This window comes from Lysobacter sp. 5GHs7-4, assembly GCF_021284765.1.
GTDB lineage: Bacteria > Pseudomonadota > Gammaproteobacteria > Xanthomonadales > Xanthomonadaceae > Lysobacter.
The window spans coordinates 1,257,883-1,278,451 of sequence record NZ_CP089924.1; the positions used below are offsets into that span (position 1 = coordinate 1,257,883).

At 68.5% G+C, this 20,569-nt stretch carries 17 protein-coding genes; 9 read left to right on the top strand and 8 right to left on the bottom strand.

Annotation, left to right across the window (positions count from 1 at the left end):
• Positions 1-212 precede the first annotated feature (212 nt).
• The 6 genes from LVB77_RS05435 to LVB77_RS05460 all read left to right on the top strand — a co-directional run bounded on the left by LVB77_RS05435 (position 213) and on the right by LVB77_RS05460 (position 10,818).
• Positions 213-3,623, top strand: a complete 3,411-nt coding sequence (locus LVB77_RS05435; protein ID WP_232909180.1) for a TonB-dependent receptor — start codon at positions 213-215, stop codon at positions 3,621-3,623.
• A 237-nt stretch (positions 3,624-3,860) separates the two neighbouring features.
• On the top strand, positions 3,861-4,430 hold the full coding sequence (locus LVB77_RS05440) for a hypothetical protein (protein ID WP_232909181.1): 570 nt from the start codon (positions 3,861-3,863) through the stop codon (positions 4,428-4,430).
• 295 nt (positions 4,431-4,725) lie between these two features.
• Positions 4,726-5,652 (top strand): hypothetical protein, encoded by a 927-nt coding sequence (locus tag LVB77_RS05445; protein ID WP_232909182.1) that lies wholly within the window; start codon positions 4,726-4,728, stop codon positions 5,650-5,652.
• An 89-nt stretch (positions 5,653-5,741) separates the two neighbouring features.
• Positions 5,742-6,710, top strand: a complete 969-nt coding sequence (locus LVB77_RS05450; protein WP_232909183.1) for a hypothetical protein — start codon at positions 5,742-5,744, stop codon at positions 6,708-6,710.
• Positions 6,711-6,798: 88 nt separating this feature from the next.
• On the top strand, positions 6,799-7,782 hold the full coding sequence (locus tag LVB77_RS05455) for a hypothetical protein (protein WP_232909184.1): 984 nt from the start codon (positions 6,799-6,801) through the stop codon (positions 7,780-7,782).
• Positions 7,783-8,103: 321 nt separating this feature from the next.
• The gene (locus LVB77_RS05460; RefSeq protein WP_232909185.1) at positions 8,104-10,818 is read left to right on the top strand and encodes an EAL domain-containing protein; all 2,715 of its coding nucleotides are present in this window, start codon (positions 8,104-8,106) and stop codon (positions 10,816-10,818) included.
• Between the two features lie 479 nt (positions 10,819-11,297).
• Here LVB77_RS05460 and LVB77_RS21255 read toward each other — a convergent pair whose 3' ends face one another.
• The 8 genes from LVB77_RS21255 to rph form a co-directional block, all read right to left on the bottom strand.
• Entirely contained in the window at positions 11,298-11,426 is a 129-nt protein-coding gene (locus LVB77_RS21255; protein WP_255700566.1) for a hypothetical protein, read from the bottom strand.
• A 282-nt stretch (positions 11,427-11,708) separates the two neighbouring features.
• The gene (locus LVB77_RS05465) at positions 11,709-12,059 is read right to left on the bottom strand and encodes a PilZ domain-containing protein (RefSeq protein WP_232909186.1); all 351 of its coding nucleotides are present in this window, start codon (positions 12,057-12,059) and stop codon (positions 11,709-11,711) included.
• The gene (locus LVB77_RS05470) at positions 12,056-14,320 is read right to left on the bottom strand and encodes a DUF1631 domain-containing protein (protein WP_232909187.1); all 2,265 of its coding nucleotides are present in this window, start codon (positions 14,318-14,320) and stop codon (positions 12,056-12,058) included. The genes LVB77_RS05465 and LVB77_RS05470 overlap by 4 nt, the downstream gene beginning before the upstream one ends.
• Positions 14,321-14,553: 233 nt before the next feature.
• A complete protein-coding gene (hemW, locus tag LVB77_RS05475; protein WP_232909188.1) occupies positions 14,554-15,708 on the bottom strand; it encodes a radical SAM family heme chaperone HemW in 1,155 nt (384 codons plus the stop codon).
• Positions 15,709-15,712: 4 nt separating this feature from the next.
• Complete coding sequence (locus tag LVB77_RS05480) at positions 15,713-16,258, bottom strand: hypothetical protein (RefSeq protein ID WP_232909189.1); 546 nt, start codon at positions 16,256-16,258, stop codon at positions 15,713-15,715.
• 116 nt (positions 16,259-16,374) lie between these two features.
• On the bottom strand, positions 16,375-16,980 hold the full coding sequence (gene rdgB, locus LVB77_RS05485; protein ID WP_232909190.1) for an RdgB/HAM1 family non-canonical purine NTP pyrophosphatase: 606 nt from the start codon (positions 16,978-16,980) through the stop codon (positions 16,375-16,377).
• The gene (locus LVB77_RS05490) at positions 16,977-17,369 is read right to left on the bottom strand and encodes a VOC family protein (protein ID WP_232910166.1); all 393 of its coding nucleotides are present in this window, start codon (positions 17,367-17,369) and stop codon (positions 16,977-16,979) included. The genes rdgB and LVB77_RS05490 overlap by 4 nt, the downstream gene beginning before the upstream one ends.
• An 11-nt stretch (positions 17,370-17,380) precedes the next feature.
• Positions 17,381-18,133 carry a ribonuclease PH gene (rph, locus tag LVB77_RS05495; protein ID WP_232909191.1) on the bottom strand — a complete coding sequence of 251 codons (753 nt, stop codon included), beginning with the start codon at positions 18,131-18,133 and terminating at the stop codon, positions 17,381-17,383.
• A 68-nt stretch (positions 18,134-18,201) separates the two neighbouring features.
• Here rph and LVB77_RS05500 point away from each other — a divergent pair, with 68 nt between their 5' ends.
• The 3 genes from LVB77_RS05500 (at position 18,202) to rpoZ (ending at position 20,346) form a co-directional block, all read left to right on the top strand.
• A complete protein-coding gene (locus LVB77_RS05500; RefSeq protein WP_232909192.1) occupies positions 18,202-19,077 on the top strand; it encodes a YicC/YloC family endoribonuclease in 876 nt (291 codons plus the stop codon).
• A gap of 91 nt (positions 19,078-19,168) precedes the next feature.
• Complete coding sequence (gene gmk / locus LVB77_RS05505; RefSeq protein WP_232909193.1) at positions 19,169-19,789, top strand: guanylate kinase; 621 nt, start codon at positions 19,169-19,171, stop codon at positions 19,787-19,789.
• Between the two features lie 257 nt (positions 19,790-20,046).
• The gene (rpoZ, locus tag LVB77_RS05510) at positions 20,047-20,346 is read left to right on the top strand and encodes a DNA-directed RNA polymerase subunit omega (protein WP_055900332.1); all 300 of its coding nucleotides are present in this window, start codon (positions 20,047-20,049) and stop codon (positions 20,344-20,346) included.
• Positions 20,347-20,569 lie beyond the last annotated feature (223 nt).

The following is a 20,569-nucleotide window of genomic DNA, read 5'->3' on the forward strand; positions in this document are numbered from 1 at the left end:
ACCTCGCGCGCACGCGCGAGCGGCGACCGCGGCAACAAAAAGCACGCGCGTACTTGTTGCGCTGCAAAACGTTTTGCTGGGTTTGAGCGCGGTTTTTCGGCCGCGATTTCGCTTCGCGCGACGAGATCGACGAAACGGGTTCGGGTTTTCGGACGCGCTGCGTCCCTATAGAGACGAGGCCATGCGAGCGGCCCGCAACCGGAGGGGAATCGATGCGAGTGCGTGACCAGAAGGGACTGTCGAGACGTGTACTCAAACCCTGTGTGCTGCTGCTGGCCTTGCTGCCGTGCCTGACCGCGTATGCGCGCGGCGACGCGGTCAGCGCCAAGTTCGATATCCCGCAGCAGCGGCTCGACGCCGCCTTGTCGGAATACGCACGCCAGAGCGGACAGCAACTGCTCTACGCCCCCGAGCTCGCGGTAGGCAAGACCAATCGCGCGGTGCGCGGCGAAAAGCCGGCGCTGCAGGCGCTGGACGAACTGCTCGCCGGCACCGGCCTCCAATACTCCACCAGCGCCTCCGGCGCGATCCTGATCAATGGCAGCGCCGGCGGGAGTCCGGCGTCCGCCGACCCAAAACCCGCAGACCCGGCGCCGCCGGGAAACGCAGAGGGGACCGCTGATACGCAGCCGGCGGCGGCCTCCGCGGCGGAGCCGCAAACGGCGCCCGAGTCCGCCCCCGCCAGCGCGCAGGCGGCGACCAACCTCGACACCATCGTCGTCACCGCGCAGAAGAAGGTCGAGAACATCCAGAAGGTACCGATCGCGATCAGCGCTTTCAGCGGCGACGATCTGGGCAGCCGCAAGATCGAAACCGGCGCCGACCTGGTCACCGCGACGCCGAACGTCAGCTTCAGCAAGACCAATTTCGCCAGCTACAACTTCCAGATCCGCGGCATCGGCACGCAGGCCTTGTCGGTGACCACCGATCCGGCCGTGGCGATCAGCTTCAACAGCACGCCGATGATCCGCAATCGCCTGTTCGAGCAGGAGTATTTCGACGTCGAGCGGGTCGAGGTGCTGCGCGGCCCGCAGGGCACGCTGTACGGACGCAACGCCACCGCCGGCGTGGTCAACATGATCCCCAACCTGGCCAACGCGGACGGCTTCGAAGCGGACGTGAAGGCCGAGGTCGGCAACTACGACACGCGACGCTTCAACGGCATGATCAACGTGCCGCTCAGCGATACCTTCGCCCTGCGCCTGGCCACCCAGTACACCAAGCGCGACGGCTACGACCACAACACGGTCACCGGCAAGGACATCAACGACCGCGATCTGCTGTCCACGCGCTTGTCGGCCACTTACACGCCCAGCGACCGCTTCAACGCCAGCCTGGTGTGGGAGCACTTCCAGGAAGAGGACTCGCGCTCGCGCACCGGCAAGCAGCTGTGCCACAACGACGCGGGTCCGACCTCCATAGGCAACGTGACCCTGCGGCCGAACGATGTCGGCTTCCTGAGCCAGGCCTGCAAGGACGGATCGCTGTACGACAACGACGCGTTCGGCGTGCCCAACGGCAACAGCCTGCCGTCGGTGCTGGCCGCGCAGACCACGGCGGGCGCCCTGGGTTACTTCGCGGACACGTTCAATCCGGCGTATCTGATCTCGCAAGGCGTCGATCCCTACTCCGGGGTCACGCAGTCGCGCAACCTGCGCGAGATCGCGACCAGCTACGACCCCAAGTTCGAAGCCACCAACGACGTCCTGCAGTTCAACTTCGATGTCGGCATCGGCGATCACCTGAACCTGGTGTCGCAGTCGCTGTACACCCGCGATCAGTACTACTCCACCCAGGACTACGGGCGCTTCCAGTCCAACCCGATCTTCACCGATTCGAACAAGGTGGTGCAGTTCGACCCGGACGGCAATCTGGTTCCGGCCTACCCGCTGACGCCCGGCGGCGTGTTCTGCGATCCGCAGCTGGGCTGCTCCGACCGCCTGTTGCTGGTCGACCTGGTCGATGCCGACAGCCGGCAGTGGTCGCAGGAGTTCCGCCTGCAGTCCTCGTACGACGGGCCGTTCAACTTCAGCGTCGGCGCGAACTACCTGGAATTCAAGATCGACGAAAGCTACTACGTCTTCAGCAACCTGTTTACCGCGGCTGCGCAGAACTTTTTCAACGGAAGAGGCGGTGTGCTGAGTCCAGCCACTTGTTCGCCAGGGACGGCACTTTCGGTGGAGACTGACTTCTTCGGAAGGCATTTTCCGTGCGTGTACATCGACCCGAATCCGTTGGGCTCCATCAACGGCCAGGGCCACAACTACTTCCGTAGCCGCAACATCGCCACCACCCGCTCGTCGGCGGTGTTCGGCGAGGGCTATTGGCAGATCAACGACAAGTGGAAGCTGACCGCCGGCCTGCGCTGGACGCGCGACGTCAAGACCACCACGCCCGTGCCGAGCCAGTTGCTGCTGGCGAACTCGACGGACCCGGACTTCCCGCTGCTGGGCGGCGGCTTCGTGGGCTACGGCTATCCGGCCTCCGGCAAGATCCAGCAGACCTGGAACGAGCCGACCGGGCGCCTGGTGCTGGACTGGTCGCCGGACCTGTCCTTCACCGACAGCACCATGGTCTACGCCTCCCTGTCGCGCGGCTACAAGGCCGGCGGCACCAACTCCCCGGGCATCGGCGCCAATCCGGAGGTGCTGTCCTTCATTCCCAAGGATCCGCGCTTCAAGGCCGAGTACGTCAACGCCCTGGAAGTCGGCATGAAGAACGTGATGGGCGGCGGCCGCTTCATCCTCAACGCCACCGCCTTCTACAACGACTACAAGGGCTATCAGGTCTCGCAGATCATCGACCGGCAAACGGTCAACGAGAACTTCGACGCCAAGACCTGGGGCGCCGAGATCGAGGCCGTGTGGCGGCCGAACTCGCAGTTCCAGCTCAGCGGCAACGTCGGCCTGTTGCGCACGCGCATCGGCGCCAACCAGTATTCCATCGACGTGATGGATCGCACGGCGGGCAATCCGGACTGGGTGGTGGTGCGGCCGTGGATGCAGCTGGCGTCGAACTGCATCGCGCCGAAGGCGATGGTGGAGCGGTTCTTCGAGAACTTCTACCAGATCTTCGACGAGAGCAGCTTGGCCAACTATCTGAACAGCTTCTGCACCGTCAATCTGCCCACCGGCCTGGGCGGCTTCACCCAGGATCGCGGCCTTAATGGCGGCCCCGGCGATAATGCCTGGTTGCTGGGCGGTGCTTTTTACAATCCGGAAATCGACGCGCCCAACGGCGGCGCCGGATTCGCCAAGAACGTGGGCGGCCACGAGTTGCCGAACGCGCCGAAGATCACCGTCAGCCTCAGCCCGCAGTACACCTTCGCGTTGGCCGAAAGCGACCTGACCCTGCGCGCGGACTTCTACTACCAGGGCAAGAGCTGGGCCCGCGTCTATCAGGACCGGATCGACCGCCTGCACGACTGGGGCAACGTCAACCTGTCGCTGACCTGGTACAAGCCCGAGCAAAACCTGACCGTGCAGCTGTACGTCAAGAACGCGCTGGACGGCGAGGCGATCACCGGCACGTTCCTCAACAGCGACGACAGCGGCCTGACCTCGAACGTGTTCCTGCAGGACCCGCGCATCTTCGGACTCTCGATCCGAAAGGGGTTCTTCTGAGTTGAGGTTTCGACCCGTCGGGTTCCATCCCATCCACCGCCCGCACCCGTCGGGCGGTCGATACAGACCAAGGACGCATCTGTTTCAGCGCTCTGGCGAATGAGAGCAAGAGTTCGAACAGGCTGATGTTCGGTGCACCTCGGTTCGGTGCCGCCACGGCACTTGCCTTCCCCCCGTGGCACGACCTCCGCGCGCTTCGCGTTCGGGGATTTCGATAATCGACTGTGGAGCAATACGATGACCAAGTTCAAAGCCACCCTTCTCGCCTCCCTGATCGCGGCGGGCACGCTCGTGTCGGCGCCGGCGTTCGCCGGTTGGGAGTACTGGAACGGTAGCGCCTGGGTGAACACCACGCCCGCCGGCACGTACGTGACCTTCACCGGCAGCACCACCGCTACGGTCTCGGGTATCGCGGTTCCGTGTTCCAGCGCCACCTTCAACATGCAGCTGTCCGGCGGCACGGCGTCGATCGCCAGCGCCACCTTCACCGGCGGCGCGGCCTGCACGGGCAACGTGACGGCGGAGAACCTGAGCTGGGGCGTGTCCCCCGGCGCGGGCTCGGGCGCGGCGAGTTCGGCCGTGACGATCGGCGGAACCTCCTACCCGAACGCGATCCAGGTCCGCTTCAACACGCCGGCGCGCGTGTGCACGGGCGGTGTCGCCACCGGCACGCTCAACAGCCTCAACAACACGGCGACCAACGCCACCTTCACCTTCACCGCGCAGTTCCTGCCGCCGCCGTCGCCGTGCACCAACGTGCGGTCCACCTCGACGCTGACGGCCAACGTTCCGCTTCGCTACATGTAAGTCGAACGCGAATCGCCTCGTCGCTCGGCACGGATGCCGAGCGACGCGGGGATGTCGCTGAAGCAACCGCCTAGCCATCCGCTGCATCGGGCGTGCGATCCGCGCGCCTGATGCAGCGTTCTAGATGGACGGCATCGAAGGCGCTGGGGCGCGGCATCGGGCCCCTCCGGTTGGATGGGGCTCGATCGAACCGGCGCATGCAGCGATGGCCGGCGATGCGGCGATCGCCAACAGGCGGCGGACGGGCGTCCGCCGGGCGCAGATCAGCATTCTCCCTTAGATTCAGGAGTTCATCATGTCCAAGGCATTGCTATACACGGCCCTTGCCACGGCGTTGGTCGGAGCCGTCGTCACGCCCGCCGCGACGGCGGCGGCACCGGCTCCGGGTTTCGAGAAGTTCCAGTTTTGCCCGTACGAAACGCCGCCCCTTCAGGAAGAAGGGACCGCCTGCGTGCACAGCGTGACGAGCTCGGGCTCGTTCACTATCGGCACCACCACGCTGCCGATCGACAAAGCGATCGTCCTGCAGGGCGGCATCACCGGTATTCAGCCCTCGCCGCTGTTCGAGGCCGTCGGTGCGCCGACGCTCAACTCGCCGCCGGGCAAGGTCCCGGGCGGTCTGCTCGGCATCGTCAACCCGGCGCCGAACTGGCCGCTGCCGCTGTGGCAGGCGTTCTGGAGCGTGGTCAATTCGGTCAACGACGTGACCGCGACGATGGAGCCGGTGCAGCAGATACAGACCGATTTCGGCGCGGCGCTCAACCCGAACTGGGGCGGCGATCCGACCGCGGTGCGGCTGGCGCTGCGCGTGCGTCTGCAGAATCCGTTCCTCGGCAACTCCTGCTACATCGGTTCCGCGCAGAACCCGGTCGTGGTCAAGCTGCAAACCGGCACCACCGCGCCGCCGGCGCCGACCGCGCCGATCTCGGGCAGCCCGGGCAGCTTGGATTTCATCCAGGTGGGCAACGATCCGTACGCCTACCTTCAGAACACCGGCAACATCCTGGTCGACAATACCTTCGCCGTGCCGGCGGCCAAGGGCTGCGGCAACATCGCCCTGGGTCTGCCGATCCTGACGCAGTTGCTGGACTCGCTGGTGTCGGGTGCGGTTAATCTGAAGGTGGGATTGCCGTCCGCCGCGGGCAAGAACCAGGCGATCCTGCAGGGCGACACGGCCATTGCCGCCGCCGCCTACGTGCGGGACGGTTCTCCGTACCAGTAATGGTTCGGCGGTAAGCAGGGCGGCTTCGCGAGAGGCCGCCCTGCAGTCCCGCAGCCCGCGCCTGTGGCGGCTCTGGAGTGGATTCGGGAATGCAATTTCGCTACGTCTTGATCGCCTTGTCCGGACTGGCCGCGCTGACCGGCGCCTATTTCCTGGGGCGGGGCCAAAGCCCGGTGGCGCCGGCGGCGGCCATGCCGATCGCCGCCGCTCGCGGGCCGCAGGCCGGAGCCAGTGTCGTCGCGATCGATCCAGTGCGGATCACCGCCTCGCTGCCGGCACGCGATGTGCCCTTGAAGCGGATCTTCAACGAGCTGCGCTCGCGCGCCGATGCCGGCGATGTCGCGGCGGCCACGCGCCTGTACCAGGACCTGCGTACCTGCGCCGGCTTCGACAACCTGGAATGGTTCCTGACGCGGGCCGCCGACGAGACGCTGGCCGATAAGATCGACGGGACCAGCGCGCAGGCGCTGGAGCGCTATCGGGTGCAGTTGGAGGCGGTGGAATCGCATAAGCAAGCCATCCAGAAGACCCGTTCGCTCTGCGAGGGGCTCGAGCGCGGCATGCTGGATTCGCAACTGTCGAGCTTGCAAAAGGCGGCGCAACTGGGCGAAGAGCATGCGCGCGCCTGCTATCTCTCCAGCGGGCCCGGCTACGACGCACGCGGGCTCATGCGTCATCCCGAATGGATCCAGGAGTACCGCAACGGCGTCAAACCGCTGATGGACGCCGGCATGGCCGCCGGCGACTGGAAGGTGGTGGACATCCTGCGCCGCTCGTACGAGCCGGGTGCCGACGGCATGCTCGCAGGGGCATTAGGGCCCGATGCGGTGCAGTACTACCGCTACCTCAAGCTTTACCGCCTGGGTGCGCAGCACGGCCGCGCCGCCGACATGGATCGGAAGCTGGCGCTGGCCGCCGCGCGGATCCGACCGGAGCAGCGCGCCGATGCCGACCGGTGGGCGCAGGAAACCTTCCAGAATCAGTTCGGCAGCAGCAATTCGACGGAGTCGACTGCGCCCGGCTGGGACCCGTGTTCCTTCGCCGGGCCTCAGGCATGAGCGCTTTTTCGCCACGATCCTCGCGGCTTTCGCCACGAATCGGCCACCCGATCCGGCGCATGCCGGCCCCAGCGCGCAAGGCTTCGACATGAGCCACTATCGACTACTGTTTCTGGCGGTTCTGGCCCTGGCGGCCATCGTCGGTGCCTATCTGTTCGGCCGCAAGGAAGCCGCGAGCACGGCCGCGCCGCTGATGTCGGCCGCGGCGACCGAGCAGCCGATCGGCGGAGCACCGGGCAGCAACCTGGCCATGGTCGCCCAGGCCTCGCTGAACTTCGATCGCGGGGCGCGGCTGCCGCCGTTGGGCGCGCCGCTCAAGTCGGTGTACGCGCAGCTGCAGGCGCAGGCGAACGCCGGCGACGGCCGCGCCGCGGCGCGGCTGCTGCGCGATCTCAGCCGTTGCAGCCGCCAGCGCGCGGTCGAATGGTCGACGATGCGCAACACCCATAATCTCACCGAACAAAAGACCGAGAACCTGAGCGCGGCGCAGTTGCGCACCTACCAGGCCTTGCTCGACACCGCCGCGATTCGGCAACGCGGCGTCGACGAAGGACGGGCGCTGTGCGAGGGCGTCGGCGACGAGATACTCGACACCTTGAACGCGAACCTGGCCCAGGCCGCGCGCCTGGGCGACGCCGATGCGCGTGCGTGCTACCTCAGCCGCGGCCCCTTGTACGATCCGCGCGGCCTGCTCAAGCAGCCAGGCGCGCTGAGCGCCTACCGCCGCGAGGCGACGCGCCTGATCGAGAGCGGCCTGGCCGCCGGCGACTGGCGCGTGGTGGATCTGCTGCGGGGCGCCTACGAGCCCGGTGCGCAAACCCTGCTGGCCGGACTGGTCGGCACCGACGTGAACCGGCACTACCGCTACCTCAAGCTCTATCGCCTGGGCGCGGAGAGCTTCCGCGTCGCCCAGATCGACCGCCAACTCGCGCTGGCCGAAGCCAGCCTCAGCCCGGCTCAGCGCGCCGAAGCCGACGAGTGGGCGCAAAGCACGCTGCGCGAGAACTTCAGCGGCGACTCCACCGCCGGCACGCCGCAGGGCTGGGACGCCTGCGGGCCCCTCGACGGCTGAGCGCGCGCAGCGATCCGCGGCTCGGCGACGGGTCCGGGCCGGTCGTACCGAGGCCGGCCGCAGCGACGTGTCGACAACGGCCGTGGCCCGCGTCTGTTTCTGAACGCCGGCCCCAACCGCCGATCGCACCCGCAGGGCGCGCGATCCGTGGCCGCTGACCGTGCCCGCATTCGTATGGGGTCAGGTAAACGCTCCGGTCGTGGGGCGGCGAGGCGAAGTACTAGGCCGTCACACTCTCACGACGCGTGAACGCAACGTCGAAGCAGGTCGAGGCGGCGTCGGTATAGGATCGCCGGATCGTGGGACATCAGGGAGGGTCTCTTGCGGACGTCCAGGGATTTCGACGCGCTCTCTACGTCCTCGCAGGCCGGCTCGGCGGACAGCGCACGCGGCTTCGCCCGTGCCGAGCTGCCGCCCGTGGGCGCGCCCGAACGCATTTCGCCCCTGGGCATACCGGCCTGGGCCTGGAGCTTGTTGGCGCTGGCGTTCGGCGTGGCCCTGACTCTTTGGTTGGGCGGCGCGCAGCAGCGGCGCCTGGTCGACGACCGCACCACCGCGCTGGAAAGCAACGCCCAGCGCAGCTATCACGCCATCGCCGACCGGCTGCAGGCCTGCGAGCTGCTGCTGCGCTCGGTGCAGACCCTGTTCCTGACCTCGGACAACGTCACCGCGCAGGAATTCGCCAATCTCTACGCCAACGTGCGTCCGCGCGAACGTTTCCCCAGCCTGCAGGCGATGGCCTACTCGCGCCGCGAGGCGCAGGTGGACGGCGACCACTACATCACCGAACTGGCCGCGCCCTTGCCCGAGAATCAGCGCGTGCTGGGGCTGGACGTGAATCAGCAGCCCAGCAATCTGGTCGGCGTGCTGGCCTCGCGCGACAGCGACCAAGCGGTGTTGTCGGCGCCGTTCCGGCTGGCCCAGCAGGGCGACGCCGACGCGCGCCGCGACGGCGTGACCATGCGCCTGCCGGTGTTCTCGCCCGGCCCGCCGCCGTTGAACCAGGACGAGAGGCGGGCGCGCATGCGCGGGTCCATCGCGATCTCGTTCCACTCCGGGCGCCTGATCGAAAACAGCCTGGGCGAAGACGCCCGCCGAGACCTGCACGTGGAGGTGGTCGACATCACGGAGGGCGCGATTCCGCTGTTCGCCACCGGCGCGCCACCGACGTCGCCCACCGGTTACCGCTTCGAACGCGAGATCGACTACGGCGGGCGGCGCTGGCGCGTACGCATGCATGCGCTGACGCCGGTCGCGACCGCGTCGGTGCAGCGCGTGAGCGCGCTTCTGCCCGGTCTGCTGGCCAGCGTGCTGCTGGCGCTGCTGGTATGGTCGGTCGCGCGCACGCGCCGGCTCGCGCTGGAGCTGGGCTCGCGCATGAGCCGGCGCTATCGCGAGAGCGAGGAACGTTTCCGCGCGCTCAACGAACTGTTGCCCGCGCTGGTGCTGCTGGCGCGCCGCGACGACGGCCGCATCTCCTACGCCAACCAGGCCTCGCGCGCGCGCCTGGGCGAGACCGTGTACGAGGTGCCGCTGCCGGAGCTGTTCGAGGACGAACTGCTGCGCGACAAGCTGCGCGCCGCCGACCTGGTCGACTGCGCCAACGCCGAGGCGATGCTGCGCAGCGTCAACGGCGATCGCTTCTGGGCCAACGTCTCGATCACCAACGTGGTGCTGGAGGGGCATTCGCGGCTGCTGATGGTGGCCTCCGACATCTCCGAGCAGCGCCAGCTGACCGAGCTGCTGACCTACCAGGCCAGCCACGACACCCTGACCGAGTTGTACAACCGGCGCGAGTTCGAGCGCCGCATCGAGCGCGTGCTGGCGGCCGTGGCCGCGGGCGGACCGCCGTGCGCGCTGCTGTACATCGATCTGGATCAGTTCAAGCTGATCAACGACACCTCCGGCCACGTCGCCGGCGACCAGTTGCTCAGCCAACTGGCGACGATGATGAGCACGCACCTGCGCGGCGGCGACGTGCTCGCGCGTCTGGGCGGCGACGAGTTCGGCGTGCTGGCTACCGAGGTCCACGATCAGGCCGGCGCGGCGCTGGTCGCCGAGCGCCTGCGCGAACACATCGACGGCTACGTGTTCGTGTGGGAGCAGCGCACCTACACCATCACCGCCAGCATCGGCGGCGTGATGCTCGACCGCCCCAACGTGACCTTGAAGGATCTGCTGTCGCAGGCCGACACCGCCTGCTACATGGCCAAGGAAAGCGGCCGCAACCGCGTGCATTTCTATTCCGAGCACGACGACAACGCCGCGCGCCGGCGCAGCGAGATGGAGTGGGCCAACCGGCTGCGCTGGGCGATCGACGAGGGCCGCCTGCTGCTCAAGTACCAGGAGGTGTGGCCGCTGTCGCCGCAGGCCGAGTCGGGGCTGCATCTGGAGCTGCTGTTGCGCTTCCGCGACGAGCAAGGGCGGCTGGTGGTGCCCGGCGCCTTCATTCCTGCCGCCGAGCGCTACGGCCTGATGCCGATGATCGACCGCTGGGTGATCGAGACCGCGCTGGCCAACTTCAACCGTCTGCATCCGTCGGGCGAGCTGTTGCGCACGGCCACGATCAATCTCTCCGGCGCCAGCATCGAGGATGAGACGCTGGCCGACCTGATCCTGGAGCTGCTCACGCGCCATGCGGTGGCGCCGGAGCGGGTCTGCTTCGAGATCACCGAGACGGTGGCTGTGCGCAACCTGGCTCAGGTCGCACGTTTCATCGAGCGCCTGCGCGCGGTCGGCTGCCGTTTCGCGCTGGACGACTTCGGCGCCGGCATGTCCTCGTTCGGCTATTTGAAGAATCTGCCGGTGGACATCATCAAGATCGACGGCGCCTTCATCCGCGATCTGCTCACCGATCCGATGAGCCATGCGATCGTCAAGGCGGTGACCGACATCGGCCACCAGCGCGGTCTGAAGGTGATCGCCGAGTGGGTGACCAGCGACGAAATCCTGCTGGAGTTGGGGGCGATGGGCGTCGACTATGCGCAGGGCTATGCGCTGCATCAGCCCGAGCCGGTGCCGTTCCATCGGCGTTGAAGCCGAGTCTGCGTTCCGCGCTTTGGGGTAGGAGCGGCGTGAGCCGCGACCGCGAATCCTGGTTACCGCGCCTGTCCGGCTCCGATAGCCTCCAAACTCCGGCGTCGCGCTTTTAGCTCCCTCCTTTGACAAAGGGTGAGGCCGTGCGTTTACGAACCGCAGGTTCGTGCACGGGTGAACGACAACAGGCCGTGCCTGTTGGCCGGGCGGGTTGGGGAGGATTTGCTCTTGCTATTGTCTTCGCTTCTTCCGACCGAAGGTCAAAGGCTTCCGCCTGCTGCGCATGCGGGTCACTTTCTCTTGCTGACCCAAGAGAAAGTAACCAAAGAGAAGGGTCTGAGCCCAGAGCTCCCGTGTGGTTTCGGTTCTTGCGCCGGGATTTTTCGATAAGACATCCCTGTCTTATCGAAAAACGGCGCGCGTCCTGCGCGCCGCCCTTCGGGTCTGGGAATGGTCGTGTGGCTTCGGACCAATGGACTTCAATGCCGGAGCAAACTCAACTGCAACTGCAACTGCAACTGCAACTGCAACTGCAACTGCAACTGCAACTGCAACGGCAACTGCAACTGCAACGGCAACTGCAACGGCAACTGCAACGGCAACGGCAACGGCTAGAGCTAGCGCCTGTGGAGGATCTGCGGCTAGCGTCGTTGCTCAGTACGCGGACGCGGCGTGTGCCGCTCCTACAGGTGGAGCGGTCGCTTTCTGTGGGAGCGGCGTAAGCCGCGATCGCGAAAGTGAAGGTGCGGCGCGACCACGTGGAGTGGTCGGTATTGGGCATGGCGACGATGCGGTTGTCACCGCATCCTACTTCGTCGATTCACGGGAACGTAGGATGCGGCGAACCGAGCGAGCCGCACTATCGCGCCATGGCGACGACGCGAGTGCGTTTATTCGTAAGTGCCGCCCGGCGAGTCCAACCACTGCCGCAGCTGCAGCATCTCGCTTTCCAGCATGGTGATGAAGCGGAAGCCGGTCCAGGTCTGGCCGGGCATGCTGGTGCGGTCTTGCCACAGCAGGTGCGCGCCGACCTCGATCGGCGAGGTGTGGTGTGGCGCGTCGCGCAGACTGAAGCGCAACTGGTACAGGGCATCGTCGGCCAGCGGCGTGTTGGCGATCAGCAGCATTCCGGTCTCGGACAAATTGCTGAGCTGGCCGATCACCACGTCAGTCATGGTGTCGACGACCTGCACGGTGTCGTTGACGCGGCGGCGGCGCACGCGGCGGAATTCCTCGCTCATGCCTGCGCCTCCTCGTTCTTCTGGCCGCCGGCGACGAAGCCGCGCAGCACGCTAAGCGCGGCGTTCCAGGCCCGGTCGACGAGGCGGCCCTTCTCGGCAGTGACCACGCGCGCCTGGCCGTGCGCCATCATCCGCGCCAGGCTGTCCAGCGACTGTTCGCCGATGCGCTGGCCGCGCTGGTTCACGAACAGGGCGTTGTCGGTGATGGTGCTGAACCACGACAGCCGTCTGCGCACCGCGTCGCCCTGTTGGTTGGTCACGAATTCGAACCAGGTGCCGAAGGGCAGGGTGCGGATGTGCTCCCAGCAGGCCTGTTCCTGCTCGCTGCGCGGCGGCAGGTCGCGCTTGGCCGTGACGCCGTCCTCGCCCAGACGCGCGCGCGCCTTGAGCTTCATCGCCAGTTCGGTGCGCGAGGCGACGTCGTCGTTGGCGGCCGCGGCGCCGACGGTGAGCTGGCGCGAGATCGCGTTGGCCTCGTCGGCGTGGTAGCCCACCAGCGTCAGCGCATGCTCGATGTCGCCGTCCAGGCCGCCGGGCGCGCGCTCGCTGGCGCCGACCACGTTGGCGGCGACGATCTGCCGGGTCGCTTCGACCTGGCGACGCCATTCGTCCGAGTCCTCGCCGTGGCGCAGCAGGGTCAGGGTCAGCACGTCGGACCAGGCCTGGCTCAGCAGCGCCTGCACGAACTTGGGCAGCGACTGGCCGTGCACCGCGGCTTGGATGGCGTCGCTGGCCTGGTGCTTGGCCATTTCCAGTTTTTCCTTGCCGCGCGCGGCCTCGACGTGGCGGCGTTCGGCCACCTCGGCCTTGCGCGCCATCGCGCGCAGGTGGTCCTGCAGGCTCTGGTTGGCGGCCTCGAACACCCCGGCGTCGCCGTCGTAGTGCTCGACCACGTGATCGACCGCGCGCCGCAGCTGGTCGTTGAGCTGCGGGTCGGATTCTTCTTTCGGGATCCAGTTGGCGCCGGCTTCGGCGACGGCGTTCAACAGCTGCCGCGCCGGATGCTGGCTGCGCACGAAGAAGGCGCGGTCCTGCAGCGCCAGCCGCAGCAACGGCACCTGCAGGCGCCCGAGCAGGCCGCTGGTACCGGCGTCGCCGCGCAGCTCCCGCTCGATCTCGCCGTAGAACAGGTCCAGCAGTTCGAAGGCGTCGCTGTCCTCGCGCGACAGCGTCGCCGCTTCGCCGCGTTGCTGGCGGGCCTGGGCCAGCAGGGTCTGGCGCAGGTCGGCGACGCTGCGCTGCGCCGGCGCGGCCTGCGCGGGCGCGGCCTGCAGCGTGCGCAGCGCGTCGATGAGGTCGTGGGTGGCCAGCGACGGGCGCGCCGCCGCTTGCGCGCCGGGGCGCAGTTTGCCGAGCAGGTCGCGGCGCCCGGACAGCAGTTGCTGCAGCGAGGCGTAGTCGCCTTGCTCGTCGCCGCCGGCGGCGACCGCGGCGGCATCGGCCTGGCCGGTCCAGGCGGTGTAGGGCCGTGCGCCGCGCGGGGTGCGGCCGTTGTCGTCGCGTTCGCGGCGCGGATCCTCGCCGCGTTCGACGTTCTGCGCGGTCGGGCGCGCGCGGATCGGCACGAACGACAGGCTGGGCAGCACGTTCTCGCGCGCCAGCAGCGCGTTCATAGTTTCCACCAACTGCGCGTAGCCGGTCATCACGTGCTGGTCGTAGACGCGGTACAGGTCCAGCTTGGCTTCCTGGCCGATCTGCAGCACCGAGCAGGCCTCGGCCAGGATCCGGCCCAGGCTGTGCGGCCCCAGCGGCAGGCGCTCGGCGTCGTAGGCGGGCGCGCCGGCGAGCACGCCGAAGCGCTGGCCCAGCAGCATCAGCGGCAGGCCTGCGCGGGCTTCCTGGCGGGTGGCGATCGCGCGCAAGGCGGTGTGCTCGTCGATCTCGGTGTCCTCGACCAGGCGCAGGTCGCGGAAGGTCGGCAGGGCCTGCGGATCGTCGGGCGTCGCCACCGGCTCGCGCACCTTGGTCAGCGCGGTCTCCAACCCGACCAGATAGCGCGGCACCAGGTCGACGCGGTTCAAGCGCACCAGGCGCAGGGTTTCCAGGTACACCGACTGCAGGCTGGCGTTGCGCGCCTGGTCGGCCTGGCGGAACAGCTGCTGCTCGTACTCGATCAGCATCAGGTCCAGCGCGCGCGCCATCTCGTCGGAGACCAGGGCGTACAGGTGCTCGAGCACCCGCCGCACGCGCTTGGGCATCGCCGCGGACGCCAGGGTGGGCCGCGGGAACGATTTGCCTAGCGGTTCGAACGTCGCGGACATGCAGGACTCACCAATACCGGATCGGGCGATCTAATCACGCCCCCTTGAGACCCGCCAGCCCTGTCGCTGCCAAGCGGCCGGAATGGAGCGACCACCGATTCGAACGCGGCCAGGGGCGCGGCGCGGCCAGCACGCGTTGGCGGGCGGTGGGGCGCGATGCTGCGGGACAGCAGGACGGCTGCGCGAAACGCGGGCCGGGGCGCGCGCTCGGTGCTCCAGCTCAGTTTTCCAGCTCAGTCTTCCAGGAACAGCGCGACCACGTCGTTGGTATAGCGCCGGCCGAGCTCGGTCGGGCGCACGCGCTCGCCGTCGCGCTCCAGCCAGCCTTGCCCGTAGGCGGCCCGCAGGGGTGCGGCGATGGTGTCCAACGGCAGCCCGGTGCGGGCCTCGAAATCGCCGGCGGCGAAGCCGTCGACCAGGCGCAGCGCGTTGAGCATGAACTCGAACGGGCGCCGCTCGGGCCCGATGCGGTCGTCGCCGCCGATCGCCTCGGCTTGGCCGGCGCGGGCCAGGTACTGGGTGGGGTGCTTGATCTTCCAGCGCCGCAGCACCGCCTGCTCGGCGCCCAGGGTGATCTTGCCGTGGGCGCCGGCGCCGATGCCCAGGTAATCGCCGTAGCGCCAGTAGTTCACGTTATGGGCGCAGCGCCGGCCGGGGCGCGCGTAGGCGCTGACTTCGTACTGGGCATAGCCGTGCGCGGCCAGCAGGGCCTGGCAGTGCTCCTGCATGTCCCAGGCGCCGTCGTCGTCGGGGATGCCCTGCGGCGGGCGCGCGGCGAACACGGTGTTGGGTTCCAGGGTGAGCTGGTAGTGCGAGACGTGCGCGGGCTGCAGCGCGAACGCGCGCTCCAGGTCGCGTTCGGCCATCGCCAGGCTCTGCTCGGGCAGGGCATACATCAGGTCGAGATTGAGATTGTCGTAGCCGGCGTCCTGGGCCAGCTTCACCGCCGCTTCGGCATCAAAGCTGTCGTGGATGCGGCCCAGGCGGCGCAGGCAGCCGTCGTCGAAGCTCTGGATGCCGAAGCTCAAGCGGTTCACGCCGGCCTGGCGGTACAGCTCGAAGCGGCCGTGCTCGGCGGTGCCGGGGTTGGTTTCCAGGGTGATCTCGCAGGCCGGCGCGAAGCGCAAACGCGCACTGGCCGCCTGCAGGAACCGGTCGATGGCCTCGGGCGGAAACAGGCTGGGCGTGCCGCCGCCGAAGAACACCGTCTGCACCGTGCGGCCCCAGACCAGCGGCAGGTCGTGGTCGAGATCGGCCAGCAGGGCGTCGACGTAGTCCGCGAACGGCAGCGGGCCGCGGCCCTCGTGCGAATTGAAGTCGCAGTAGGGGCATTTGCGCACGCACCAGGGCAGGTGCACGTACAGCGACAGGGGCGGCAGCGACAGCATGGCGTCAGCGGGCCGCCTGCGGGCGGCGCGCGCTCAGGTCGATGCGGTAGTCGACGATGCGGATGCCGTAGTCGCGACGCATCGACAGCGGGTCCAGCACGGCCGCATCGTCGGCCTCGCCGGCATCGGGGCCGATCACCAGATAGGCCGGCTGGTCCTGGCCGTGATTGACCAGCAGTTCGCAATCGCCCGGGTCGAACGCGACCTGGCGATCGCGACGCATCGCGCCCAGCGGCACCTGCAGGCCGCGGCCGTGCGCCAGCGACGCGCTCCAGCGGTTGCTGCTTTCGCAATCGCCCAGGTAGTCGCGGCCGCGGTAGGCGCAGATCAGGCTGTTCTCGACCACGGCGCGGCGGCCGTCCTGCTCGTACTCGATGCGGAACGGGAACGCGTAACGGCGCTGCGCCGGCGTGGCGTCGCCCAGTTCGCGGATTTCGTTGCGGCTGCAGGTCAGCGGCGACGACAGGCCGTCGAAGCTGCTGCAGCCGGCCAGGGCCAGCGCGCCGGTCAAGGCCAGCGCGGCGCGACGGAGGGGGAAGGGGTGCGGCATGCGGATCGCTTCGGGTGTGGGGGACGGGTGGCCGCGCGAGGCGCTGCGGCGTCCACAGGATACGCGCGCCCGCGCCCGCGGCCGCGGCCGGTGATGCGGCGTGCGTTGGCGCGGCCTCAGGCGCCCGCGCGTACCGCCTCGAGCAGCTTTTCGCGCAGCGCCGCCAGCGCGCGGCCGCGGTGGCTGAGGCGGTTCTTGAGGTCGGTGTCCATCTCGGCCGCGGTCAGGCCGTAATCGGGATCCAGGAAGACCGGGTTGTAGCCGAAGCCGTTGCTGCCGCGGCGTTCGCGGATGATCCGGCCCGGCCATACGCCCTCGGCGATGATCGGCTGCGGATCGGTGGGATGGCGCAGCAGCACGATCACCGCGTAGAAGTGCGCGGCGCGGCGGCCGTCGGGCACGTCCTGCATCGCCAGCAGCAGCTTGTCGATGTTGGCCTGGGCATCGCCGTGCACGCCCGAATAGCGCGCCGAATACAGGCCCGGCGCGCCGCCCAGCGCGTCCACGCAGATGCCCGAATCGTCGGCCAGCGCCGGCAGGCCGGTGACGGCGCTGGCGTGGCGGGCTTTGAGCAGGGCGTTCTCGACGAAGGTGCTGGCGGTTTCCTCGGCGTCGTCCACACCCAGATCGCTCTGCGCGACCAGCTCGATACCGGTGTCGGCCAGCAGTTCGCGCAGTTCGACCAGCTTGCCCTGATTGCTGCTCGCCAGCACCAGTTTCATCGCTTCAGCTCCAGCAGATCCCAGCGGTTGCCGTACAGATCCTCGAACACCGCCACCGTGCCGTAGGGCTCGTGGCGCGGCGCTTCCATGAAGCGCACCCCGCGCGCCGACATCGCGGCATGGTCGCGGGCGAAATCGTCGGTGTGCAGGAAGAACCCGACCCGGCCGCCGGTCTGGCGGCCGATCGCGGCCTGCTGCTCGTCGCCTACCGCTTGCGCCAGCAGCAGCGCGGTCTCGTTGCCCGGCGACGGCGACACGCGCACCCAGCGCTTGCCGCCGCCCTGGTCGAGGTCTTCGAGCAGGACGAAGCCGAGCGCGCCGGTGTAGTAGGCGATCGCCTCGTCGTAGTCGCGCACCACCAGGGTCAGGCTGCCCAGCGAGCGCCGCATCGCCGCCTCGCTCATCGCGCCAGCGCGTCGCGCTGCGCGGCCACCAGCTCGGCGATGCCGGCTTCGGCCAGGGCCAGCAGGCCGTCGAGTTCCTCGCGGCGGAAGGCGTGGCCCTCGGCCGTGCCCTGCAGCTCGATGAAACCGCCGCCGTCGTTCATGACCACGTTCATGTCGGTGTCGCAGTCGCTGTCCTCGGCGTAGTCCAGGTCCAGCACCGGCACGCCGCGGTAGACGCCGACCGAGACCGCGGCGACCGCGCCGAAGATCGGATCCTTGTTGATCTCGCGCCGCGCCTGCAGCCAGCGCACCGCATCGACCAGGGCCACGTAGGCGCCGGTGATCGCGGCGGTGCGGGTGCCGCCGTCGGCCTGCAGCACGTCGCAGTCCAGGGTGATGGTGCGCTCGCCCAGGGCCTTGCGGTCGATGCAGGCGCGCAGGGCGCGGCCGATCAGGCGCTGGATTTCCAGGGTGCGGCCGCCCTGCTTGCCGCGCGCGGCCTCGCGGTCGCTGCGGGTGTGGGTGGCGCGCGGCAGCATGCCGTACTCGGCGGTGACCCAGCCCTCGCCCTTGCCGCGCAGGAACGGCGGCACCTTGTTTTCGACGCTGGCGGTGCACAGCACCCGGGTCTGGCCGAAGCTGACCAGCACCGAGCCCTCGGCGTGGGCGGTGTAAGCGCGTTCGATGCGGACTTCGCGCATCTGCCCGGGCGTGCGCCCGCTGGGACGCGCGAAAGCGTCGGTGGGGGCGGCGGAAGTGCCGGTCATGGCCATGGGTTACCGTTTTGGTGGCCGGCGAGTTTACCATTCGCTCCCTGTAGGCCTTGGACCACCGCATGATCCGCAGCATGACCGCCTTCGCCAGCGGCGAACGCGTCACCGAATGGGGCACGCTCGGCTGCGAGCTGCGCTCGGTCAACCACCGCTTCCTGGAGCTGGGCGTGCGCCTGCCCGATGAGCTGCGCGCGCTGGAACCGGCGCTGCGCGAGCGCATCGCCGCACGCGTGAGCCGCGGCAAGCTCGATTTCGTGCTGCGCCTGCGCGCGCCCGAGGGCGCCGCCGCGCTGCAGCTCAATCCGGCCCGCCTGCGCGAATTGGGCGATCTGGCCTCCGATCTGCAGACGCGTTTCCCGGGCCTGCGCACCGAACTGACCGATCTGCTGCAATTCCCGGGCGTGCTGCAGGCCCAGACATCCGACCCGGCCGCGCTGCAGGCCGCGGCGCTGGAGCTGCTGGACGGCGTGCTCGACGAATTCCTGGCCGCGCGCGAGCGCGAGGGCGCCAAACTGGCGGCGGTGATCTCCGAACGCGTCGACGGCATCGCCGCGATCGCCGCGGACGTGCGCGGCATGATGCCGGGCATTCGCAGCGGCCAGCGCACCAAGCTGGAAAACCGCCTGGCCGACCTGGCGCAGTCCAGCGGCGTCGGCGGCTTCGATCCCGGCCGCGTCGAGCAGGAACTGGTGCTGTGGCTGCAGAAGCTGGACGTGGACGAGGAGCTGGACCGCCTCGACGCCCACGTCGGCGAGGCGCGGCGCGTGCTCAAGCTGCGCGAAGCGGTCGGCCGCCGCCTGGATTTCCTGCTGCAGGAGTTCAACCGCGAGGCCAACACCCTGGGTTCCAAGTCCGTGGACGCGCGCAGTTCGGCGGCGGCGGTGGAGCTGAAGGTGCTGATCGATCAGGTCCGCGAGCAAATCCAGAATATCGAGTAGTGAGCCTGGAGCAGCGAGAGGCGAGCAAGCGCTCGCTCCTCACCTCTCTCTTTTCACTCCTAGCGCCACCATCCACGGACCCGATCGATTCATGCGCGGAACCCTCTACATCGTCGCAGCCCCGTCGGGCGCCGGAAAATCCAGCATCGTCAACGCGGTGCTGGCCCGCGATCCCAACATCAGCCTGTCGATCTCGTTCACCTCGCGCCAGCCGCGCCCGGGCGAGCGCCATGCCGAGCACTACCACTTCGTCAGCGCCCAGGAATTCGAGGGCATGGTCGAGGCCGGCGATTTCTTCGAGCACGCGCGCGTGCACGGCGACTGGAAGGGCACCGCGCGCCAATCGGTGGAACCGCAGCTGGCCAGCGGCCGCGACGTGCTGCTGGAGATCGACTGGCAGGGCGCGCGCCAGGTGCGCAACAAGGTGCCCGGCGCGGTCAGCGTGTTCATCCTGCCGCCGTCGCGGCAGGCGCTGGAATCGCGCATGCGCACCCGCGGCCAGGACAGCGAGGAAGTGATCCAGCAGCGGCTCGCGGCTGCGCGCGAGGAGATGTCGCATTACGGCGAGTTCGACTACGTGATCGTCAACGAGCACTTCGACACCGCTGTCGACGAGATGTGCGCGATCTTCGTCGCCAGCCGCCTGCGCCGCGACCCGCAGGTCGCGCGCCACTCGCGCCTGATCACCGCGCTGCTGGCCGACGAGGGCTGAAGCGGCGCCCGCAGCCTTGGGGTAGGAGCGGCCTAAGCCGCGATGCGCCACTGGGCTACGACGGTGCTCCGGGGCCCGTACGCCCCTCCATAAGGCTGCGTACGCCTTTGCAGGCCCTGATCTGGTGCGGTCAACCCGCCTATCTGCTTGATTTTCAAGGCGGAACGCTCCGGAAACTTGCTCTGCTCCGCGGCCCCCGCTAAACTTCCCGGCCCCCATCCGCTGTAAAGACGGCCGCACCGGCCGCCAGGAGCCCCATGGCCCGCATCACCGTCGAAGATTGCCTGGAAGTGGTCGATAACCGCTTCGAACTCGTCATGCTGGCCGCCAAGCGCGCCCGTCAGCTGGCCAACGGCGTCGAGCCCCAGCTGGACAACAGCGAAGCCAACGACAAGCCGACCGTGTTGGCGCTGCGCGAAATCGCCGCGCGCCAGATCAACCCCGAATACATCGACGCGGTCGAGAAGTCCGAGCGCGAGCGCAAGGAGCGCGAGGCGCTGGAATGGGCCGCCGCCGAAGTGGTCGCCGACGACGACCTGTCCAAGGGCGACGACTGATCCCGGCCGCGGCCTGCGGGCCGCGCCGCGACACCGAACGGCTCCGCCTCGGCGGGGCCGTTTTCGTATGCGGGGGAGGGAGCCGCGCATTGCCGCGACCTCCATCGGCTTCAGCATTCTGTGGGAGCGGCGTGAGCCGCGATTGCGCGGTCCCAGCTCGGGGTTCGGTCGCGGCTCACGCCGCTCCTACAGAAAGCAGGTGAAATCCTTCACGGCCGCAGAA

Bases quoted from the DNA above. Each gene is read 5' to 3' on its own strand.
- LVB77_RS05435 (WP_232909180.1), top strand. From the start codon at position 213: ATGCGAGTGCGTGACCAGAAGGGACTGTCGAGACGTGTACTCAAACCC.
- LVB77_RS05440 (WP_232909181.1), top strand. From the start codon at position 3,861: ATGACCAAGTTCAAAGCCACCCTTCTCGCCTCCCTGATCGCGGCGGGC.
- LVB77_RS05445 (WP_232909182.1), top strand. From the start codon at position 4,726: ATGTCCAAGGCATTGCTATACACGGCCCTTGCCACGGCGTTGGTCGGA.
- LVB77_RS05450 (WP_232909183.1), top strand. From the start codon at position 5,742: ATGCAATTTCGCTACGTCTTGATCGCCTTGTCCGGACTGGCCGCGCTG.
- LVB77_RS05455 (WP_232909184.1), top strand. From the start codon at position 6,799: ATGAGCCACTATCGACTACTGTTTCTGGCGGTTCTGGCCCTGGCGGCC.
- LVB77_RS05465 (WP_232909186.1), bottom strand. From the start codon at position 12,059: ATGAGCGAGGAATTCCGCCGCGTGCGCCGCCGCCGCGTCAACGACACC.
- LVB77_RS05470 (WP_232909187.1), bottom strand. From the start codon at position 14,320: ATGTCCGCGACGTTCGAACCGCTAGGCAAATCGTTCCCGCGGCCCACC.
- hemW (WP_232909188.1), bottom strand. From the start codon at position 15,708: ATGCTGTCGCTGCCGCCCCTGTCGCTGTACGTGCACCTGCCCTGGTGC.
- LVB77_RS05480 (WP_232909189.1), bottom strand. From the start codon at position 16,258: ATGCCGCACCCCTTCCCCCTCCGTCGCGCCGCGCTGGCCTTGACCGGC.
- rdgB (WP_232909190.1), bottom strand. From the start codon at position 16,980: ATGAAACTGGTGCTGGCGAGCAGCAATCAGGGCAAGCTGGTCGAACTG.
- LVB77_RS05490 (WP_232910166.1), bottom strand. From the start codon at position 17,369: ATGCGGCGCTCGCTGGGCAGCCTGACCCTGGTGGTGCGCGACTACGAC.
- rph (WP_232909191.1), bottom strand. From the start codon at position 18,133: ATGACCGGCACTTCCGCCGCCCCCACCGACGCTTTCGCGCGTCCCAGC.
- LVB77_RS05500 (WP_232909192.1), top strand. From the start codon at position 18,202: ATGATCCGCAGCATGACCGCCTTCGCCAGCGGCGAACGCGTCACCGAA.
- gmk (WP_232909193.1), top strand. From the start codon at position 19,169: ATGCGCGGAACCCTCTACATCGTCGCAGCCCCGTCGGGCGCCGGAAAA.
- rpoZ (WP_055900332.1), top strand. From the start codon at position 20,047: ATGGCCCGCATCACCGTCGAAGATTGCCTGGAAGTGGTCGATAACCGC.